This window comes from Polaribacter litorisediminis (genome assembly GCF_019968605.1).
Classification (GTDB): Bacteria; Bacteroidota; Bacteroidia; order Flavobacteriales; family Flavobacteriaceae; genus Polaribacter; species Polaribacter litorisediminis.
The window spans coordinates 3850238-3871475 of record NZ_CP082966.1 but is presented as its reverse complement, the minus strand read 5'-3'; the positions used below and the strand labels follow the sequence as shown (position 1 = coordinate 3871475).

18 protein-coding genes are annotated in these 21238 nt (G+C 30.8%); 3 read left to right on the top strand and 15 right to left on the bottom strand.

Annotated features, from left to right (window positions below):
* Positions 1-98: 98 nt before the first annotated feature.
* A complete protein-coding gene (locus K8354_RS16640; RefSeq protein WP_223443319.1) occupies positions 99-866 on the bottom strand; it encodes a GLPGLI family protein in 768 nt (255 codons plus the stop codon).
* Positions 867-926: 60 nt separating this feature from the next.
* Positions 927-1136, bottom strand: a complete 210-nt coding sequence (locus tag K8354_RS16635) for a hypothetical protein (protein WP_223443316.1) — start codon at positions 1134-1136, stop codon at positions 927-929.
* A gap of 468 nt (positions 1137-1604) precedes the next feature.
* Here K8354_RS16635 and K8354_RS16630 point away from each other — a divergent pair, with 468 nt between their 5' ends.
* The gene (locus tag K8354_RS16630) at positions 1605-1883 is read left to right on the top strand and encodes a helix-turn-helix domain-containing protein (protein WP_223443313.1); all 279 of its coding nucleotides are present in this window, start codon (positions 1605-1607) and stop codon (positions 1881-1883) included.
* A gap of 238 nt (positions 1884-2121) precedes the next feature.
* Here the strand turns inward: K8354_RS16630 and K8354_RS16625 are convergent, their stop codons facing one another.
* From K8354_RS16625 to K8354_RS16605, 5 genes are all read right to left on the bottom strand, one after another.
* The gene (locus K8354_RS16625) at positions 2122-2850 is read right to left on the bottom strand and encodes a GLPGLI family protein (protein ID WP_223443311.1); all 729 of its coding nucleotides are present in this window, start codon (positions 2848-2850) and stop codon (positions 2122-2124) included.
* A gap of 28 nt (positions 2851-2878) precedes the next feature.
* Positions 2879-3625 (bottom strand): GLPGLI family protein, encoded by a 747-nt coding sequence (locus K8354_RS16620; protein ID WP_223443308.1) that lies wholly within the window; start codon positions 3623-3625, stop codon positions 2879-2881.
* 78 nt (positions 3626-3703) lie between these two features.
* A complete protein-coding gene (locus K8354_RS16615) occupies positions 3704-3913 on the bottom strand; it encodes a hypothetical protein (RefSeq protein WP_223443306.1) in 210 nt (69 codons plus the stop codon).
* Between the two features lie 205 nt (positions 3914-4118).
* Entirely contained in the window at positions 4119-4841 is a 723-nt protein-coding gene (locus tag K8354_RS16610) for a GLPGLI family protein (protein ID WP_223443304.1), read from the bottom strand.
* 54 nt (positions 4842-4895) lie between these two features.
* Positions 4896-5108: a hypothetical protein gene (locus tag K8354_RS16605; RefSeq protein ID WP_223443302.1), complete on the bottom strand. Its 213-nt coding sequence runs from the start codon at positions 5106-5108 to the stop codon at positions 4896-4898.
* A gap of 443 nt (positions 5109-5551) precedes the next feature.
* On the opposite strand from K8354_RS16605, the gene K8354_RS16600 reads away from it, so the two are divergent.
* Entirely contained in the window at positions 5552-5821 is a 270-nt protein-coding gene (locus K8354_RS16600) for a helix-turn-helix domain-containing protein (RefSeq protein ID WP_223443299.1), read from the top strand.
* A gap of 107 nt (positions 5822-5928) precedes the next feature.
* Here K8354_RS16600 and K8354_RS16595 read toward each other — a convergent pair whose 3' ends face one another.
* The 7 genes from K8354_RS16595 to K8354_RS16565 all read right to left on the bottom strand — a co-directional run bounded on the left by K8354_RS16595 (position 5929) and on the right by K8354_RS16565 (position 16422).
* Entirely contained in the window at positions 5929-6669 is a 741-nt protein-coding gene (locus K8354_RS16595; protein WP_223443296.1) for a succinate dehydrogenase/fumarate reductase iron-sulfur subunit, read from the bottom strand.
* 80 nt (positions 6670-6749) lie between these two features.
* Positions 6750-8747, bottom strand: a complete 1998-nt coding sequence (locus K8354_RS16590; RefSeq protein WP_223443295.1) for a fumarate reductase/succinate dehydrogenase flavoprotein subunit — start codon at positions 8745-8747, stop codon at positions 6750-6752.
* Positions 8748-8761: 14 nt separating this feature from the next.
* Positions 8762-9439, bottom strand: a complete 678-nt coding sequence (locus K8354_RS16585; RefSeq protein ID WP_223443293.1) for a succinate dehydrogenase cytochrome b subunit — start codon at positions 9437-9439, stop codon at positions 8762-8764.
* Positions 9440-9522: 83 nt separating this feature from the next.
* Positions 9523-10161: a DUF6973 domain-containing protein gene (locus K8354_RS16580; RefSeq protein ID WP_223443291.1), complete on the bottom strand. Its 639-nt coding sequence runs from the start codon at positions 10159-10161 to the stop codon at positions 9523-9525.
* A 286-nt stretch (positions 10162-10447) separates the two neighbouring features.
* Entirely contained in the window at positions 10448-10633 is a 186-nt protein-coding gene (locus tag K8354_RS16575; RefSeq protein WP_223443289.1) for a hypothetical protein, read from the bottom strand.
* A 12-nt stretch (positions 10634-10645) separates the two neighbouring features.
* The gene (locus tag K8354_RS16570; protein WP_223443287.1) at positions 10646-15988 is read right to left on the bottom strand and encodes a BspA family leucine-rich repeat surface protein; all 5343 of its coding nucleotides are present in this window, start codon (positions 15986-15988) and stop codon (positions 10646-10648) included.
* Between the two features lie 11 nt (positions 15989-15999).
* A complete protein-coding gene (locus K8354_RS16565) occupies positions 16000-16422 on the bottom strand; it encodes a hypothetical protein (protein ID WP_223443285.1) in 423 nt (140 codons plus the stop codon).
* Between the two features lie 650 nt (positions 16423-17072).
* Here K8354_RS16565 and K8354_RS16560 point away from each other — a divergent pair.
* The gene (locus K8354_RS16560) at positions 17073-18170 is read left to right on the top strand and encodes a nucleotidyltransferase family protein (protein ID WP_223443283.1); all 1098 of its coding nucleotides are present in this window, start codon (positions 17073-17075) and stop codon (positions 18168-18170) included.
* A 103-nt stretch (positions 18171-18273) separates the two neighbouring features.
* Here the strand turns inward: K8354_RS16560 and K8354_RS16555 are convergent, their stop codons facing one another.
* Positions 18274-21105: a WD40/YVTN/BNR-like repeat-containing protein gene (locus K8354_RS16555; RefSeq protein WP_223443280.1), complete on the bottom strand. Its 2832-nt coding sequence runs from the start codon at positions 21103-21105 to the stop codon at positions 18274-18276.
* Positions 21106-21238 lie beyond the last annotated feature (133 nt).

Below are 21238 nucleotides of genomic sequence, written 5' to 3'. Positions count from 1 at the left end.
TGTTTTTTTTGATTATAGCTACTTATAAAACGATGAAAATTTTTAATAGTTTCAATAATTATATTTATGGTAATCTTAATTCCCAAAAACACTTTTTTTTAGCTTTTTTTCCTCTTCTTGATTTCTCTTCTTATATTGGTAGATGATCCTTCTAAAATTTCATTATATGCTTTTTCACTGATTTCTTTACCTTTTTTTGATGGTTGTTTAACTATAACTCTTTCTTTAGGGTTTAAAACTATTTTACTAACTTCGTAAACTAAATTACCATCTACAACTTTTAAAACCAATCCAGGAAAACCAACGAAATTTTTAGGTCCAAAATGTATTGGTATTTCTAATGTGTACCAAACGATTTGTTTACTGATTTTATTATTTCCGTCAGCAGCAACAAAACTATGATTTCGGATAGCTTTATAACAAATATAGCCCCCTATTTTCTTCTTTTCATTTACTAATTTCCAGTCACTTATATCAATATTTCTTTTAATTAAGAAAAGTTCACCTCCTAAATCTTTTTCTTCAAAATATTGATTTTCTTTTGTAAAATAATGAGGATATACTTTTTGAAGTATTCTTGCCATAAAATGCATTCTTTTTTCAGCTTGATTTATATGCATTGGCTCAATACAAGTAAAACTAGATTCGTTCCTTGAAAAAATAAGCGACAATTTCAATTTTTTTATTTCCTTTTCAATTCTATCATTAAATAAATTTAAACTTTTAGTTATTTTCTTATTTTCTTCTCTGTCACTTTCATTTCTATAAGTAGAATAGATTACCATTCCATCTATCTCTTGACATTTAATTTCTGTTATACAGGAGATTATTATTATTATTACATTTAAAATATATTTAATTTTCATTTTTATTAGATTTAAATTTTCTAGGGTTTATAAATTAAACCCTAGAAAACATATTAAACATTAAGCTTCACACATCCAGTACATTAACCATTGTATAGCCTCTACTGATATATCATCATATTTTGGCTGACTAATAATATCATATACATTATCCATACAATCTCCTGCTACCTCGATTTCATTTGCTACTGTTTGTTTAACATTAGTACTAGCATTCATCATACTTCCTGTTGCTAGTGCAAATACTAGACTTAGTATTACTTTTTTCATTTTGTAAAAATCTAATTTATTTAAATATTTTTATTGAGTTTTTAGTTGAATAAACCAAATTAAAATTCTCTAAAAAATTGGTAGAAAAAGTGGTATTTTTGCAAAACTTCCTCTGCTTGTGCTCGAATTTATCGGGTATCTGTTTATTTACATAAGCATTTGTTTTAGGTAATACATTTATTTGGTAATTTTTATATTTCTTAATTCCGCAAGCGGAGGTTTTTTTACTTTTCTCTAAAATTATATTTCTTACTAACTTTTCAAATCAATCTTTAAAAAAAGAGACTTCTCTTATAGCTTATATGTACTTTTTGTTAATCTTTTAGTTTTCAACAATTTCAGTTTTCCAAATTTCAGAAACTTTATTGGTTTAAAAAAACAAATAGCTTTCCATTTACGCTTCATGGTTTTGGGGGAGAAAAACACAAAAATATCCCCATAAACCATGAAGCGTAAATGGAACATTTTATGTTGAAAATATGTACTACTTTTGTTTTTTTGAAAAAGAAAGACTTCTTTACTTACTTTGTAAAAGACGAATATGAAGCTATTTTAAAAAATCTAATTTCAATTAGAAAGGAAAAAGGTATAACCCAATATCAAGTAGGAAAAAGACTTGGTTTAAGCGATAATGCGTATTCAAAATTAGAAAACGGACATATCAAGTTAGATGCACAGTGGTTTTTATTTATCTTAAAAATTTTTGATATAAACCTAAAAGATTTTAAAGGTTTTAAGAAAAATTAGTTTTAAGAATCAAATTGTATTCTTTTCTACAATGAATTTTCTTGTAATCGGTTTTTTTCTTTTCTTGACAACAAAATTATTTATTTTTAGCTTTAAAAATTGCTCATTTTATTGAAACATCTTTGTGTTTTGTAAGCTGTCTTTTACAAAACCTGTTAAAGTTACTTTTGGGGAATAACTAAAACACAAAATAGTAAGTACAAAAATAAATAGGAGTTTCTTTTTCATAAATGATAACTTATTGTTTTTCTATTTTTTTCCACATAGCAGCTCCTCTTTGTCTAGCTTCTTCAGCAGTAATTTTTTCGCCTTTTGTTGGTTTATTGATGATAATTTCATCTTTTGGATTTAATATTATTTCTGATACACTAATTGTTCTTTTATACATTTCTACCAAAAGAACCAAGCCAGGCAACCCATTATATTTTAGAGGTCCAAAACTGACAGGTATTTCTGGTGTAAACCAAACTACAGGTTTCATTTTTCTATTTGTAGAGGCAATATCTATGGCTTTATAACACAAATAGTTTCCTATCTTTTTAGACTCTTGCGTTATTTCCCATTTTTTTGTGTCAATTTCTATCAGTAATAATTCTTCAAAAGTGCTATTTTCTTTAAAATATTCTCCTGTTTTGGTGTTTTTGTAATATTGATCATATCCACCAGCAGAAGTTCTGTTTACGTTATAGGTTGGTTTACCATCATTTTGCATCTTATCTTCTACAAAATATAAAGCTTCAGTATTGTTGAATTCTAAAAAAGCTTTTACATCTGGAGTATTTTCAAAAATATCTCTCATCCATTTATCCATTTTTATGTTTTTAGTTTTGAAGTTTCTAGCTATAGAATCTATTTTCTCTTTTGTATAGGATTCCATTGAAACTGCATACGTTACTTTTCCACTAATCTTTTGACTAAATCCAATTAAAGAAACCATTAATAATAAAATAAAAAAGCAGTTTTTCATGTTGATGTTTTCTTTTAAAAACAAAATTTTAATTACGTTTATAAATCTTATCGAAATTCTTAGCTAAACCTCTAACAATATTATCATATTCTATTTTTTTTACATTTTTACCTTTTTTAGGTTTTAAAATATTGTTTTGTTTTTTAGGATTTAATTCAATCTTACTAACATATAGTTTTGCTTGTCTATTAGTTAATTCTAAAATTAAACCTGGCAAACCATTATATTTTACTGGCCCAAAATTATAAGGTAATTCTAATGTGTACCATGCAATTACAGCAAAATATTTTTTCTCTCCTGACCTATTTATGTATGAATCTTTTCTCGTTGCTTTATAACATATATATTTGCCAATCTTCTTTGTTTCTTGCGTAAGTTTCCAGTCATTCATCTTTTCATGTTCAACTAAAAATAATTCTGATTCAAACTCTTGTTCACGTATTGTCTTTCCCGTTTTTCTATCTGTGTAAAAAATACCTTCTGTATCACCAAAAGATTTGCTTAACATAGCTGTTGTTGAATTATCATCTAAACCCATTTTAGGTACTTCTTTAAATATTGAGGTAGTATTATTAAAAGTTAGTTTATATTCTAACTTCTCCATATCTTCTTGAGTCTGTTTTAATATTTTATTGGCATACGTCTGTTTTTTTTTATTCAGTACAAAAGTGCTAACTTTTTTATAATATACATTTATATAAGTCTCTTGCGAATAAATTTGTGATGCTATAAAAAATAAAATAAATGTTGGGATTGGTAAAAGACACTTTTTCATAATATATTTTTTTATTTATGATTACTTATTTAAAAATTTAATAGCAGGGAGAAAAACATTTTTACTCTCTGCTTTATATTAATTCTGTGGTGCTTTTTTCAATTTTGCTTTTTCACAATTACTAACTACAGAATCAAATTGCTCATATGTAAGAGGTGTTTCTGCATCTATATCAAATGCCAATTGAATACAATCTATTTCAAAAGAAATTGATTTATTATTTTCTGCATTCATAAAACTCGTTCCTGTTGCTAGTGCAAATACTAGACTTAGTATTACTTTTTTCATTTTGTAAAAATTTAATTTATTTAAATATTTTTATTTAGTTTTTAGTTGAATAAATCAAATTAAAATTCTCTAAAAAATTGGTAGAAAAAGTGGTACTTTTGCAACACTTCCTCTGCTTGTTATTGTTTATTTACATAAGCATTAGTTTTAGGTGATACATTTATTTGGTAATTTTTATATTTCTTAATTCCGCAAGCGGAGGTTTTTAATTTCTTCTACGACGACTGTAATACATTTCTTTTACGATAGAGTCATATTCTTTTAAAGTTACTTTTTCACCTTTATTTGGCTTTTTAATTACAAGTTTCTTTTTAGGCTCTAATATTATTTTAGAAGTTTGTATTAATAAATTATCCTCTTGTAGTTCTAAAATTAATCCAGGTAAACCACTAAAATATTTAGGTCCAAAGTTATAAGAGATTTCTTCAGTGTACCAAGCTATAATTTTTCTTTCCATTTTACCATTTCTACCTTCAACATGTTTTGTAGTTGTTGCCTTGTAACATATGTACTTTCCTATTTGTCTTGTTTCTTGACTTAGTTTCCAATTAAAAGAAGGGATTTCTATTAAAAATTCTTGACCTGAATAAAATTTGTGATGAATAATCTCTTTTAAATTTTTGTTGATATAATAAATACCTTTACCCATTTTCCTCTCAGCAAAATTTAATCTATCTTTTTCTAAATTGATAGTTTTATACTTTTCGAAGTAAGATTCTTCTCTAGTGAAAACTAATCTATACCTCACTTTAGATTGATCTCTAAAGATAGCTCCTAATGTCTCTTTCTGTGATTTAGTAATAGTATCATTTTTTATTTTTTTTTTGAAGTCTATTGGTATAATTTCTGCTTCATAAATTACTTCTCCACTTTGTGAAAAAGAGGAAAAGGTTATAAAAAAATAGATATAGAATTTTAAAAATTTCATATTTTAGAAAAGTTTTAAGTAAAAGGGGAGTAACTCCCCTTTAGAAATTATTTTTTAGTTAGCCTCCAAACATAAAGTCATTAAATAATTATAGTCATCTTCTTCTTCTTCAAAGCTATTGTTATTGTATATTGCAAGCAAACCTGCTAACTCACTAGCAGCCTTATGACACCCTTCAATATCTGGTTCACTTTTATTTTTATCGATGGCGATTGTAAGGCTAGTAAATGATAAAACAAATACTAAACTTAAAATTACTTTTTTCATTTTTCTAAAATTTAAAACCTATTATTTAGGTTTATTTATTAATTATTTTTCGAGTTTTTAGTTGAGTACACCAAATTAAAATTCTCTAAAAAATTGGTAGAAAAAGCCTTACTTTTGCAATACTTCCTCTGCTTGTGCCCGAATTTATCGGGTATCTGTTTATTTACATAAGCATTAGTTTTAGGTGATACATTTATTTGGTAATTTTTATATTTCTTAATTCCGCAAGCGGAGGTTTTTTTACTTTTCTCTAAAATTATATTTCTTACTAACTTTTCAAATTAATCTTTAAAAAAAGAGACTTCTCTTATAGAGAATATGTACTTTTTGTTAATCTTTTAGTTTTCGACTATTTTAGTTTTTCAAATTTGAGAAACTTTATTGGTTTAAAAAAGCAAATCGATTTCCATTTTATGTTGAAAATATGTACTACTTTTGTTTTTTTGAAAAAGAAAGACTTCTTTACTTACTTTGTAAAAGACGAATATGAAGCTATTTTAAAAAATCTAATTTCAATTAGAAAAGAAAAAGGTTTAACCCAATATGAAGTAGGAAAAAGACTTGGTTTAAGCGATAATGCGTATTCAAAATTAGAAAATGGATATATAAAGTTAAGTGTACCGCGTCTTTTATTTATCTTAAAATTTTTTGATATAAACCTAAAAGATTTTTTTAAGGATTTTGAAGATTTTAAAGATTTTAAAGAAAAATAGATAATTCTTAAACTATAAAACCCAAAACTAAAATTAGTTTTGGGTTTTATAGTTTAAGACTTTTTTATTAAAAGATTGCTGCTATCGCTAGCTAAGACAGTGAGTGTTTATATTGATGCTTTCATCAATTCTCTGTTCATTCTTGCAATAGTATCTAAAGAAATTCCTTTTGGGCATTCTACTTCACAAGCACCAGTGTTTGTACAGTTTCCAAAACCTTCTAAATCCATTTGCGCTACCATATTTTTAACACGATCTGCTGCTTCTACTTGTCCTTGAGGTAATAATGCATACTGAGATACTTTTGCGCCCACAAATAACATCGCAGAACTGTTTTTACAAGTAGCTACACAAGCACCACAACCAATACAAGTGGCAGCATCCATTGCGGTATCTGCAGCGTGCTTAGAAATTGGTATTGAGTTTGCATCTTGGGTGTTACCAGAAGTGTTTACAGAAATATACCCACCAGAATGCTGAATTCTATCAAAGGCAGATCTGTCTACTGCTAAATCTTTAATTACAGGAAAAGCAGCAGCTCTAAAAGGTTCTATTGTAATTGTATCACCATCATTAAACATACGCATATGTAATTGGCAAGTTGTTACCCCTCTATCTGGTCCATGCGCTTCTCCGTTAATATACATAGAGCACATACCACAAATACCTTCTCTACAGTCGTGATCAAAAGCAACTGGTTCTTCACCAGAATTTACCAACTGTTCATTCAAAACATCCATCATCTCCAAAAAAGACATGTGTTCTGAAATTTCAGTCACTTTGTAATCTACCATTTGACCCTTTGATTTTGAGTCTTTCTGTCTCCAAATTTTAAGTGTAAGCTTCATTTCTATTTAGTTTTTGGTTTTTAGTTGTTTGTTGTTAGTTGCTGTTTCCATAAACTAACAACCATCAACCATAAACTATATTATTTATAACTTCTTTCTTTAACTTCAATATTTTCATACTTTAGAGGCTCTTTATGCAAAACAGCATCTTTTGGCTCTCCTTTGTATTCCCAAGCAGAAACGAATTGAAATTCTTTTAATCGTTTTGCTTCTCCTTCTGGCGTTTGGTGTTCTTCTCTAAAGTGTCCTCCTGCAGACTCTTCTCTCACCAAAGCATCTTTTGCAAATAATTCACCTAATTCTAGAAAATCTGCAACTCTACCTGCTTTTGCTAATTCCTCATTGAACTGCTTGTCTCCACCAGGAACAGAAACATTTTGCCAAAAGTCTTTTCTTAAGGCTGATATTTCTTCAATTGCTTCTTTTAATCCTTCTGCGTTTCTAGACATTCCACATTTATCCCACATTATTTTTCCTAATTTTTTGTGGTAATAATCTACAGAACGGGTTCCTTTATTATTGATGAAGAAATCGATGCTATCTTTCACAGATTTTTCTGCTGCTTCAAATTCTGGCGTTTCTGTTGATATTTTTCCTGTTCTAATATCATCCGCTAAATAATCTCCAATCGTATAAGGCAACACAAAATAACCATCTGCTAAACCTTGCATTAATGCAGAAGCTCCTAATCTATTTGCTCCGTGATCAGAAAAGTTGGCTTCTCCGATTGCATAACAACCCGGAATTGTAGTCATCAAATTATAATCAACCCATATACCCCCCATTGTATAATGCACTGCTGGATAAATCATCATGGGCGTCTCATAAGGATTTTGATCTATGATTTTCTCATACATCTGAAATAAATTTCCATATTTCGCTTTTACAATTTCTTGTCCTAATTCTTTTATTTTAGCCTCCGTAGGGTTTACTAAATTATGAATTTTAGCTTGTTCTTTTCCATATCTTTCAAAGGAAGCTGCAAAATCTAAATACACCGCTTCACCGGTAGCATTTACTCCATAACCTGCGTCGCAACGTTCTTTTGCTGCTCTAGAAGCAACATCACGTGGCACTAAATTACCAAACGCTGGGTAACGTCTTTCTAAGAAATAATCTCTATCCTCTTCTTTTAATTGTGTTGGTTTTAAAGTACCGGCTTTTATCGCTTCAACATCTTTTAAATGTTTAGGCACCCAAATTCTTCCATCATTTCTTAGAGACTCTGACATCAATGTTAATTTAGACTGATAATCTCCAGAACGCGGTATACATGTTGGATGAATTTGTGTATAACAAGGATTTGCAAAATACGCCCCTTTTTTGTGAATTTTCCAACTTGCCGTTACATTAGAACCCATGGCATTGGTGGATAAGAAATATACATTTCCATAACCACCAGAAGCAACAACTACAGCATGTGCAGAATGACGTTCTATTTCTCCAGTAACTAAATCTCTTGCAATAATACCTCTTGCTTTTCCATCAACAATAACAACATCTAACATTTCATGTCTGTTAAACATTTCTATTTTACCACGAGCAATCTGTCTATTCATAGCAGAATAGGCACCTAATAATAATTGCTGACCTGTTTGTCCTTTTGCATAAAAAGTTCTAGAAACTAAAACCCCACCAAAAGAACGGTTGTCTAACAAACCACCATAATCACGTGCAAAAGGAACTCCTTGTGCTACACATTGATCAATAATATTTGAAGAAACTTCGGCCAATCTATATACGTTTGCTTCACGAGAACGATAATCTCCACCCTTTACAGTGTCATAAAACAATCTGTAAGTAGAATCTCCGTCTCCTTGATAATTTTTTGCTGCGTTAATTCCTCCTTGCGCTGCAATAGAATGCGCTCTTCTTGGTGAATCTTGATATGCGAATGCTTTTACATTGTAGCCTAATTCTGCTAACGTTGCAGCAGCAGAACCTCCAGCTAATCCTGTACCAACTACAATAACATCTATATGACGCTTGTTTGCCGGGTTTACTAAATTAATTTGATCTTTATAAGTTGTCCATTTATCTTTAATTGGACCTTTTGGTACTTTTGAATCTAAAGCCATAGTATTTTTTAAGATTAATGGTTAAGGTGATGATAAATTGCAATAAAAATAAATCCTAGAGGAACTATTATTGAATATGCTTTACCAATAGTTTGTAATGTTTTCTTTCTTCCTGCGGTGCCACCAACAGATTGAAATGCCGATGTAAAACCGTGTGCTAAGTGCAACCCTAAAAAGATAAAAGAAACTACATAGGCTATTACTCTTGCTGGATGTGCAAATTTATGCACTAGCTCTTCGTGATAACGCAAACCTTCTACTCCCTCCATTGTTCCTGACCAATCTCCTTGTATAAATTTGGTATTGATTTCTGGAAACCAAAAATCAATAAAATGTAAAAGAATAAAAGCTAATATGGTAATTCCACTCCAAATCATATTTCTACTAAACCAGGTTGAGTTTGCTGCTCCATTATTTTTGGCATAGGGTGTCCCGTTAGCTTTTTTGTTTTTGAGCTCTAAAATAAAGCCCATTACAAAGTGAAAAACAACCGCAAAAATTAAGACAGGTTGCAATGCAAATTGCACCAAAGGATTTGTGCCCATAAAATGAGATACTTCGTTAAAGGTATCTGGACTTAAAACTGATAAAATATTTATGGCTAAATGCTGAAGTAGGAAGAACATTAAAAAAAATGCTGATAGCGCCATGGCTACTTTTCTTCCAATTGAAGATTTGAAAAATCCGCTCATTGTTTAATTGATTATAATTTTGTGAACAAAAATACGTCTAAAGGAGGTGCATTACAAAGAATTTACAACGTTTTCGCCTGTATTTAGAATAATTTTAAATAAGTTTTATTCGAAGACACTAGACACTTATTATTTTCCCATTTTCCTTTTAAGGATTCTAAACGTATTATTTTCTCATCACACGTTAAAAAATTACCCTCTTGATCTTTTTTGATAATTTTCATTTTACCCTGTGCAATAGCATTTATAATTTTATAAATGAGCCCTTTTTTCGGAGTCTTACTTCCTTTAATTGTCAGTTTTAAACCTTCCTCATTATTATGTAAATCCATTGTTGATGAAATTTTATCAGGTACTACTCCATCTTCTAATTTATTCTTTTTAAACGTACCATAATTTTCTTTTTCATGCGCTTTTCCTAAAGATCGAGCGGCACACTTGCCTATTTCTTGTCGCAATCTTGCCATCCAGTAGGCATGTCTAAAAGCATCTACTTGTCCGCCAGCAGCATCTTTATCTAATCCATTCGTTTTTGCAATAGAATCTGAAACTCGCTGTGCTTCTGAAGAAATTATCAATGCTTTTTTTGCCTTGAAAGGATGCAACAGAACCCATTTTTTTGTGGGCCCAGATAATTTTAGAAATTTATTAAAATTAGATTGGGCATTTGTAGCAACAGAAACCACAAACAAAAGTAGCATACAAGTTTTTCTGATTTTCATATTACCTCAATCCTATTTTTATCGGGTAATATAGCTATTTTAATGCGATTATTTGCGTTTATGAAACGAACTTCTCTTCATTGTCATTTTCTGATGATCAACAGTACTTGTGTTCCAGTTTTTAAAAATTAAAAGACAAATTGACCCTATTTTCGGAAGCTCACAAAAAATCCTACAATATTGCTGGTCGCTTTGAAAAATAAACAACAGCACCTATTTAAAATAGTAAACGAGTTGATTTTCATCAACTCGTTTAAACCTAACCATTACTTTTTCTTATTTAACATTAATCAAAACCTGTTCCTAAATCATCTGTTCCTACAGGACCAGCTCCTGCGGCAACGCTAGAGGCTTGTGATTTTAGAGGAGATAACATAATAAAAGTACCTAGCGATGCAAATGCAGCATACTTACCATAGGTACCCATAATTTTCATGGCTTCTTTTCTTGAAATTTTCTGATCTTCTTTCATTTTGCTTATTTTTTATTTTAATAATATTCTTTGCGTATGTGTTTGAGTATCTGCTTTTATAGAAATCAAATAAATACCGCTTTTTATGTGGTTTGGTAAATTTATTTGATTGCTATCTGCCTCTAAGTTTACTGTAAGAAGCTCTTGCCCCAGCATATTAAATACTTTCAATGCTTTCTCATTTTTAATACCTTCTACAAACAAAACTCTCTCTTTTACAAAAATGTTAATCTCATTGAGCGTTGGAGTATTCGTTGATAAGGCCGAAGCAGTTTTAAAATGAACAAAGAATCGATCTTTTAAATTTTTGTTTTGACTAAAATCAGGTACATACGTATTGTCTGTACTCATATTGTTAAAGGTGTTTAGCATTCTATCTTCAATAACAACATGTATTCCTTCTGGAAGGTTCACAGCGCTTAATGTAAATTTCACCTTCTCTTCATTCGGTAAGTTTACTCCTAAAGGAACTATCGTGTTTTCCATATCTGTAGAAGGCACTGACTGAATGCTAAAATTGTTCTCTGAGCTTTGGTCGGCAAGGTGCGTAAATACATCGAAACTAGCACCATCAAAATTTCTGATATCATACCCTACATCAAACCCTAATGTAGCATTTGGATAAAACTTTATCGCAGTTGTAACATTATAATTATCATTTTCTAAGGCAAGTTCTGCGTACAAATCGTTGTTTTTCGCAAAGGTATTTGTAGCATCATTAGGTTTTAAGGTTCTTTTGTCTTCATTAAATTGAACACTTGTTGCGCTTGGTTTTAATTTTATTAAAAACCCTTGGCCCGGTGTTAAAGAGCGATTATTGATATCTATTTCTGTAACACTAACAAATTTATTCTGAGTGGTACTCCACAGATATACCGCTTTAAACTCATCATCTAATGCAGCGAAATTTTGATTTAAAAAACTATTCTCACTATTTTTATTTGCAGGATAGTAGGTTGTAAAAGGATTCCCTATTGCGCTCCAGGCTCCTGCATTTAATGATTTACTAACGTCTGCAGTCGTTAAAGTACCTGTAAAACTAACAGATCCATCTGTACCTCTAGACATTGAATAACTTTCACCAGCCGTAAAAGTTAAAGAAGAGGCGATATCTGTGGTGTAATATTTCCATTTTTCTCCTTCTATTGCGGTATCATCATGATAAGCAATAGCATATCTATTTGGAGATACACTGGTATTTATTCTAATATCATTATCCGCATTTAAAGCAAACTCTTCAATTTTTTGACCTGAAACTGGTGGTGCTACCAAACTCCAGGCATTTGCTTTAAGACCACCTCGCTTATACGTAATTGTTCCTGAAGAGGCACCTTGTACAAACAATACAGAACTGTTGTTACTTTCGGAATCCATAACAATCGAGCCATTATTTACTAAAGTTGTATTTGATTTTAAAGAAAAGGTAGGCCCAATTACAATACTACCCTCGTTCACTAAAGAGTTTATTTCAGAAATATTAGAACCAATTTGTAAAGTGGTTCCTGCAGGTATGGTTACGTTATCATTTGATGTTGGCACAACGCCTGTACTCCAACTAGATGGATCACTCCAATTACCATTAGTTGCTGCAGTGTTAACACCACATCCTAAATTAAAACTTGCTGTTGCATCTTTATTGAAGTTTGCATTTGCATAAGCAATATCATCTACTTGGATACAAGTCAAATTTGGATTTCCAGCTACATCCAATGCGTAAGTTCCTTGAATTATCATATTCATATTATTGCCATTTTTCACATTTAGGTACTCTAGTGAATTATCCCTAACATCTAAAGTAAGAAGCGAGTTATTTAAAGATAAATTTAAGGAGTCAATGTGATTATTTGAAACATCAAGTCTCTCTAAAAGTAAATTTTCACTAAGATCTAAAGATGTTAAGCTATTATTATATGCAGATAAACGAGTTAAGTTTGTTAATTTACTAACGTCTATTGTAGCTAATGCGTTTTCATACGCAGATATAGATCCTAAATTAATATTTGTACCGAAATCTATGTCTGTTAAATTATTTGCAGAACAATCCAAAGATTCTAATTTAGTATTATTACTTATTTCTAGTGTTGTTAGCGCATTATTAGATATACCTAACGTCTCTAAATTTGTGTTTTTACTTAGATCAATACTTGTTAAACTATTATAATCTGCGTGTATACCTGTTAATTTTGTATTCTTGGTAACATCTAAAGCAGAAAAAGAATTTTCAGTACACCGAAGTTCTTCTAAATTAGTTGCGTTAGTTACATCTAAGCTTGTAAGATTATTATCGTCGCAAGAAAGTGTTTTTAACTCATCATTTACAATTAAACTTGTAAGGTTATTGAAACCACATTCTAAATCCAACAGTCCATTATTTTGAGAAGTATCTAACGTAGTTAGTAAATTACCCGATATATTTAAATAACTTAAAACATCATTATTCCCTAAAGATATCGTTGTAATTGTGTTATTACTATTACAGTCTAGCCTTGCTAATTTGAGATTATTTGATACATCTAAAGAAATCAATGAATTAAACGGTGCATACAACTCGCCTAAATCGGCTAGATTACTTACATCTAAAGTTGTTAAATTGGTTTGTGTAACATCAAGCCTATATAGTTTTGTATTATTAGACACATCTAAACTAGTGATATTATTTTTTTCTAAATCTAAGCTTTCTAATGCTACATTATTAGATATATCTAAGGAAGTTAAACTTTGTGCTCTAGCATTTATAGAAACCAAATTAATATTGTTACTGACATCTAAAACTGATATTAATCCAATTTTTCCAGATGATCTTAAATCCGTTAATCCAATATTTAATGACCGTAAATCTTCATTTTTAGATACATCTAAAGCAGTTAAAGCACTATTATCTGCTAAGGACAAACTTAATAAATTAACATTTTTACTTACATCTATCGAAGTTATTTTACTACCAACAATTGTTAAAGATGTTAATTGTGTAAAACCTTCAATGCCCGTTAAGTCAGTTATAGCAGCGCTAATAGCACTTGGTAAAGATAAACTTGTTACAGCCACAGCATCTGATGTTAATATGTTACCGTTTAAACCATTGGTATCATAACCTAAATCGATTAATGCTTGCTCGAAGTTTGTATCTGGGATAGAAATATATACATCACTACAATCTTTTCCTTCATCCGTGATGTTCCAGTTATAATCATTTATTAATTTTGTTCTTGCAGCCTCTCCATTACAATAACTAACGCCTTGAGCACCAAAAGATACATTTTGTTTAAGAGTAGGTAAATTAGACCAAGCAATTAAAGCTTTATCGTAATTATTTACGTCAAAACCTGAACTAAAAAACATGCCTAACATATCAGTTACATTACTTACATCCCAAGAACTAAGGTCTTGGTTAAAGGATGTTGCTTCAGTAAACATGCTACTCATATAAGTTACATTACTTACATCCCATGAGCTAAGATCTTGGTTTAGGGATGTTGCAGCATAAAACATGTATCCCATATCAGTTACATTCTCTAAATTCGGTGTATCTATAGCAGAAACAATTAGATTTGGACAATTTTGAAAAGCCGCAAACATGGAAACCCAAGGATTTGATCCCCATTGTACAATATCTATTATTTTAAATTTGCTTCCAGCATTATTAAAATAAATTCTAGGGAAATCTCCAGTAATACTAACTTCATATTCACCAGCAATGGTATAACTATGTGTTGCATTGCCTGTAAACCCGTTTTCAATAGTACCATCTCCCCAGTCTACGGTATAATTATAACCAGCACCCGTTGTTGGTATTGTTATAGATTCATTTGCTGTGGTTGTTTTCCATTTGGTAATAAAAGCTTCACCTGAACAATCTTTACCTGCATCAGAGATATTCCAGTTATAATCATTAATTAATTTTGTTCTCGCAGCTTCTGCATTACAATAACTAATGTAGTCAGCATTAATAGATACATTTTGGCTAAGATTAGGTAAATTAGACCAACCTTGCAAAATTAAATCATAATTCCTTGAAGATAACCCACCTTCAAAAGAAAGAAACATTAAAGCCATATCTGTTACGTTACTAACATCCCATGTACCTATATTTTGATCAAACCTGTCAGCTCCTCTAAACATAGAACGCATACTATTAACACTGCTAACGTTCCAAGAACTTATATCTTGATTAAATTGAGAGTTAGACCTAAACATTGCTTCCATGTTGGTAACCTTACCAACATCCCAAGAACTTATATCTTGATTAAAACTACCGAATGCAAACATAAAACTCATATTGGTAACATTACTAACATCCCAAGCACTCATATCTTGCTTAAAACTATCATCTCCTTCAAACATAGAACTCATATTGGTAACATTACCAAAATTCCAAGAACTTATATCTTGATTAAAACTACCGTATGCAAACATAAAACTCATATTGGTAACACTACTAACATTCCAAGAACTTATATCTTGATTAAAGCTACTACCTGAAAACATAGAAGTCATATCGGTAACATTACTAACATCCCAAGAACTTATATCTTGATTAAAGCTGCTATCTGAAAACATAGAAGTCATATTGGTGAGATGACCAACACCCCAAGAACTTATATCTTGATTAAAGCTGCTATCTGAAAACATAGAACTTACATTGGTAACACTACCAATATCCCAAGAAGTTATATCTCCATTAAAACTATCAGTTTGACTAAACATCGCATCCATATTCTCCACTTTGCTAACATCCCAACTATTTAAGTTTTGATTGAATTCTTTAGTCCTAAAAAACATACCTTTCATATTTAGTGCAGCACCAACATCCCAATTATTTAATGGTGCATTAAAATTATCAGCACTGCGAAACATCTCTTCAAAATTTTGAATTGTACTAACATCCCAATCATTTATTGATGAATTACCTGTTAAGGCAATACATGAATTAAACATTGATTTTAAACTAGTTACATTATTTAAATTAGGTGAATCGGTTGCTGTAATTTCTAAACTTATACAAGAATTAAAAGCATCTTCCATAGATGTCCAAGTATTAGATCCCCATTGCATTATTTCGACAAGCGTATTATTCACAGCACTACTAGAAGGTTTAAAATAAATTCTAGGGAAATCTCCAGTAATACTGACGATAAATTCTCCAGCAACTCCATAATTGTGTGTTGCATCTCCTGTAAAACCATTTTCTATTGTACCATCTCCCCAATCTACAGTATAATTATAACCAGAACCAATTGTAGGTATTGTTATTGTCTGAACGCCTAAATTCGTTCTCCATTTGGTAATAAACTCATTTTGTCCGAAAGACAATAAAATAGAAAAAGTAAAAATGAGTGTAAGTAATTTCTTTTGCATGTTTTTTTGTTTTAAATAGTTTTTTGAGATAGCTCTAATGAAGTTAGTGTATTCGATCGGCAATTAACAGTATCTAAATTGGTGTTTTGAGAACCATCTAAAGAAGTACTATTACTAACTGAAATGTGTAAATCTATTAATTGTGTAAAACCTTCAATACCTGTTAAGTCATTTATAGCATTTGGTAAAGATAAACTTGTTACGGCTTCAGCATCGGTTATCAGTATGTTACCATTTAAACCATAGGTATTATAACCTAAATCGATTAATGCTTGCTCAAAGTTTGTATCTGGAATATTTATGTTACAAAATGAGTTCTTTTTTAAAGTTATGGGTTTTTCTTTTTCTGCAAAATTATCGTCTAGAGCAAACTCGTGCGCTTGCACCATGATGCTAAAGAAGATCATGCCTACTAATAGTAGCTTTTTTTTCATACCAATTGTTTACAAAATTTTAAAAATCAAAACTATTGTGGAAAAAGCTACAATACAATACCTATATGTAGGTATTTTTACGCCTATGATATACATATTGCCAATTATTACGAATATTTTTTGTAAAAAACTAAACTAAAGACCACTACTAATAATCAAAAATTTTAATTTGCAGCTACCTATAACTTTATATTTAAAAAAAACTATAATTCTCGCTCTATACTGTTTAATACTTTTGAGGAACTACTTTTGTGTATTATAATTTTAAAAAAGACACCTGTTTTTATCGCAAATGGGTTCTTAAATACAGCCGATTATGGGTATCATGTAATTTTTTAATAAAGAATTTCTTGAAACGAACTATCTTCTAGGCAGATCCATAGTGGTACCTGCAGGCAGGTTTCGCTCGTTTCATACTCAATCAAGTTGAGCACAAGCTTTGACCTAAAAAGGTCAAAAACCAAAATTCTATTATTTAGGTTCCCGTTACCCAATCTAGTTGAGCATAAATTTCACGGGAATGACAATTTCAACGGAAACCCCGACGCAGCCCATAGAGGAATTCTTTTCGATTAAAAAACTCCTAAAAGACATTGCTCTCAAATAAAATATTTTTTTCTATTTTTGAATCAAATTGTTATGAATTTATTATGATGAACGGTAAAGAAGTTCTATTTTTTGTTGGGAAGTGTTTAACTATAAAACATGAAGAAAACAATAAAATTTTAGTTGAAGATATTCTAAAATCAAACACTGTTAATTGGCCCTTAGTTGTAACATTAAGTACTGGTCAGTTTGTTTTCCCTGCCTTATATTGCAATTTAAAAAGCGCTAACTTTCTGCATTATTTACCAGAAGATTTGGTTGTTTTTATGAAGCAAATTACGGATGTAAATAGAGCTAGAAATCAGAAAATTATTGCACAAGCAAAAGAAATTAATGAATTATTACTAAAAAACGATATTACTCCTATTTTTTTAAAAGGTACTGGCAACTTGCTGGAAGGTTTGTACGATGACGTTGCAGAAAGAATGGTTGGTGATATTGATTTAATTGTTAGTAAAGAGAACGCCACAAAAGCCTATAGACTATTACGTGAGCAAAAATACATCTCTAAATCTGACTTGAAATTTCACTTAGAGCGAGAAAAGAGGCATATACCTCCTTTAACAAACAAAAATAAAATTGCTGCTGTAGAAATACATATAGAACTTTTAATTAAAAAACACAGGGCTGAGTTTAACTACGCTATAGTTAAAAAGAAATCTCAGAAAATTAATAATATGAATTTTTTAAGTTTTAAACATCAAATCGCTTTATCTATTATTGCGGAACAAATTAATGACGGAGGATTTAGATATAATACAATAGTTTTAAGAAATGCTTATGATGTCTTTTTGTTATCTAAAAAAACTGAAGCAAAAACTAGTTTTGATGAATTTAAAAACTTAAAAAATCCTTTGAATTGTTTTTTAGCTACTTGTTTTCAGGTTTTTAATAGTCCGCCTTCTTTGCAGTACAATGCTACTACTAAAACAGAAGCTTATCTAAAAATCTTTAATGAGGACTTAAACAATGAAGAATTTAGAAAAAAACGCCATCGTAAAGTAAAAATAAAATTTTCAATTAAAAGTAAAATAAACACCCTATTCAGATCATTTTTTGATGCATATACTAGAAAAACAGCTATCAAGAACGTGATCCATAGGTTTAAGGCAAGCAAACGCCCCAATTTCAACTCTTTTTAATGCTTTCACTAATACTCGTTTGCTAACAGTACCCCATTATAATGTAAACATCTATGCAGTACTGTTAACAAACGAGCTTTATCTACTTCTGCTAATATAAACCCTATTTAATTTCAAATTCCGATTTTGTTTCCCCTATTTGAACCGTATAGGTTCCTTTTGGTAAATAGAAAACTCCGTTTTGTGCTTCTTTTAAATCTATTTTTTTATTCACTTTTTCAAAGGCTTTTTTGCCTTTTTTGGAAAAAGATACATCAAAAATCATTTCGTTATACCCTTTATCTGCGGTCGCTGAAATTGAGTTTACAAGCACCTCTTTATGGTAAATAGCTGCCGTTACTTTTTTAGTAGCATTTGCATAAAAAGGAATCGTTATTTCTGGTATATTTGGTTCTCTCCATTGACTCCAAGAACGTCCCCAATTGTTGCTTTTTCGAATATTATCAATCGCAAAAATATGGAAAGGTTTTTCTAAAATTGAAGCATCCATTTTTTGTAAGGGTGCGATATCTGCTTTGTATAAACTTCGTCCATGCGTCCCAACAATTAAATGTTTTGCTGTAGGTTGAATCACCAAATCATGCACGGCTACATTGGGCAGATTTTTACTAAAAACATTCCAAGAAGCTCCTTTATCAAAAGAAATATACAAACCATTATCGGTGCCGACATATAAAATATTTTCGTTTACAGGGTCTTCTTTAATGACATTTACAGCCGATGTTGGAATTGATTCACCAATATCCTCCCAAGTTTGCCCATAATCATCAGACATATAAATGTAAGGCGTAAAATCATCAAATCTGTACCCATTTAAGGTTACATATACTCTTTCTTTTTTGTGTGATGACGCAATCACTCTTGAAACCCATAAATTTTGAGGTAAATTACCAGAAATCCTTGTCCAACTACCTCCACCATTTTTGGTTACATGAATGTATCCATCATCTGAACCTACATAAATTAATCCAAATTGAAACGGACTTTCAGAAATAGTAGATAACGTTCCATACGCCACATTTCCTTTTTTACCGCCTGTAGTTAAATCATCAGAAATCGTTTCCCAATCATCCCCTTGGTTTAACGATCTATGCAATTTATTACCTCCTAAATACAAAATATCTTGGTTGTGTTTTGATAATAAAATTGGTGTTTGCCAATTAAAACGATACGGAGTTTCACCTAAAGTATGTTTTGGCTGAATGTATTTTCTACCACCGTTTTCTCTATTAAGTCTGTAATAATTTCCGAACTGAGAGCCTGTATAGACGATGTTTTGATTTCTTTCATCAACCTGAACTTGCATTCCGTCTCCTCCCATAATCGACTCATACGGATTATGACCTGATTGTTGCCAGCGTTTATCGATTCTTGCATTGTTATTGGCTACCCAAACCCCATTATCTTGCAAACCACCATACACTTTATAGTTTTTCTGAGTATCTGCATATACGGAATAAAATTGTCCAACGGCAGGATCGTTTAATTTCGTCCAATTTTTACCATCATCATAAGACATGTTTAAACCACCGTCATTTCCGTTTAAAATATGACCTGATTTTTTAGGGTTTACCCACAATGCTTGATGATCTGAATGCACATTTTCTGCATTAATTGATGAGAACGTTTTTCCGCCATCTTTAGATTTTATAATCGGAACTCCTAAAACATAAATTCCGTTTTCATCTTGTAAATCCACTCTAATTTCGCCAAAATAATAACCATAAGAACTATACACACCATCTAAAAAATTATCATGTGTTTTTTTCCAAGATTTTCCGCCATTGGTAGTTTTAAAAACTTCTGCACCGATTACTTGCGTATCAAACATTATAGAATTTGCGTCTTCTAAATACGTAGCTAAATCACTTGGTTTTACCGAACCAACCCGCACCATTTGCTTCACATTTTCTGCTCTGTACTTTTCTTGAAAACCATTATCTTTCAAATACGCATTTAATTTTTTAGTCTCTAATTGTAAAAAATCATCAGAAGACATGGTTTTGAAATCCTCTTTTGTCAATCCTTCTTTTGGTTTTTTGTCGGTATCCTTTGGTCTTCTAAATTGACTATCATGCAAAGCATACACCGTGTTTTCATTAAAAACTGCCAACCCAATTCTACCCACGCCATCTCCCGTTGGGAAACCACTTTTATCAGAAATTTTTGTCCAAGAAGTTCCTGCATCTGTACTTTTATAAATGGCAGAATTACTTCCATCACCATCAAAATTCCAGGCTTTTCGTTCTCGTTCCCAAGAAGCGGCATACATCACATTAAAGTTTTTTGGTGCAAACGCAACATCTATAACTCCTGTATTTTCATTTATAAACAATGATTTTGTCCAAGTTTTTCCTCCGTCTGTAGTTTTAAAGATTCCTCTTTCTTTATTAGATGAATATAAATGTCCAATAACACCCACAATTACCTCATCCGTATTCTTTGGATTGATGAGAATTCTACTGATATGATGCGAATCTAACAAGCCAACATTTTGCCAAGTTTTACCTTTATCCGAAGATTTTAAAAGACCAATTCCGGCATACGAAGAACGCGAAGAATTTTTTTCTCCAGTACCTACCCAAATTATGTCTGAATTCCAGTCTACTGCAATATCACCAATATTTTGTGTTGGAGAATTGTCTAAAACGGGTGTAAAAGTAGTTCCGTTATTATTTGTATACCACAATCCGCCAGAGGCGTACCCCACATAAAATTCTGATGTATTGTTAGGATTTACAGCAACGTCTGCCACACGACCACTCATAACCGTTGGCCCAATATTTGTGAAATTAATATTTTTAACTAAAGAACTTTTAGTTAAATTTTCTTTTTGCTCGATCGCATTTTTTATGGTTGATGAGCTTGTTGGTTTTTGTTGAGAAATTACGATTTGAGAAATCATCAACAAGAAAAGTAAAAACGGTTTTTTCATTTTAAGATTGTTTTTCTATTCATACCCTTTTGTAATTAACCTATTTTTTTAAAAAAATCGTTATAAACGAGAAAGAGCATAGGGATTATTTATAATTTTTACTAATTTAGCACAAATTAATCAATTAACATTT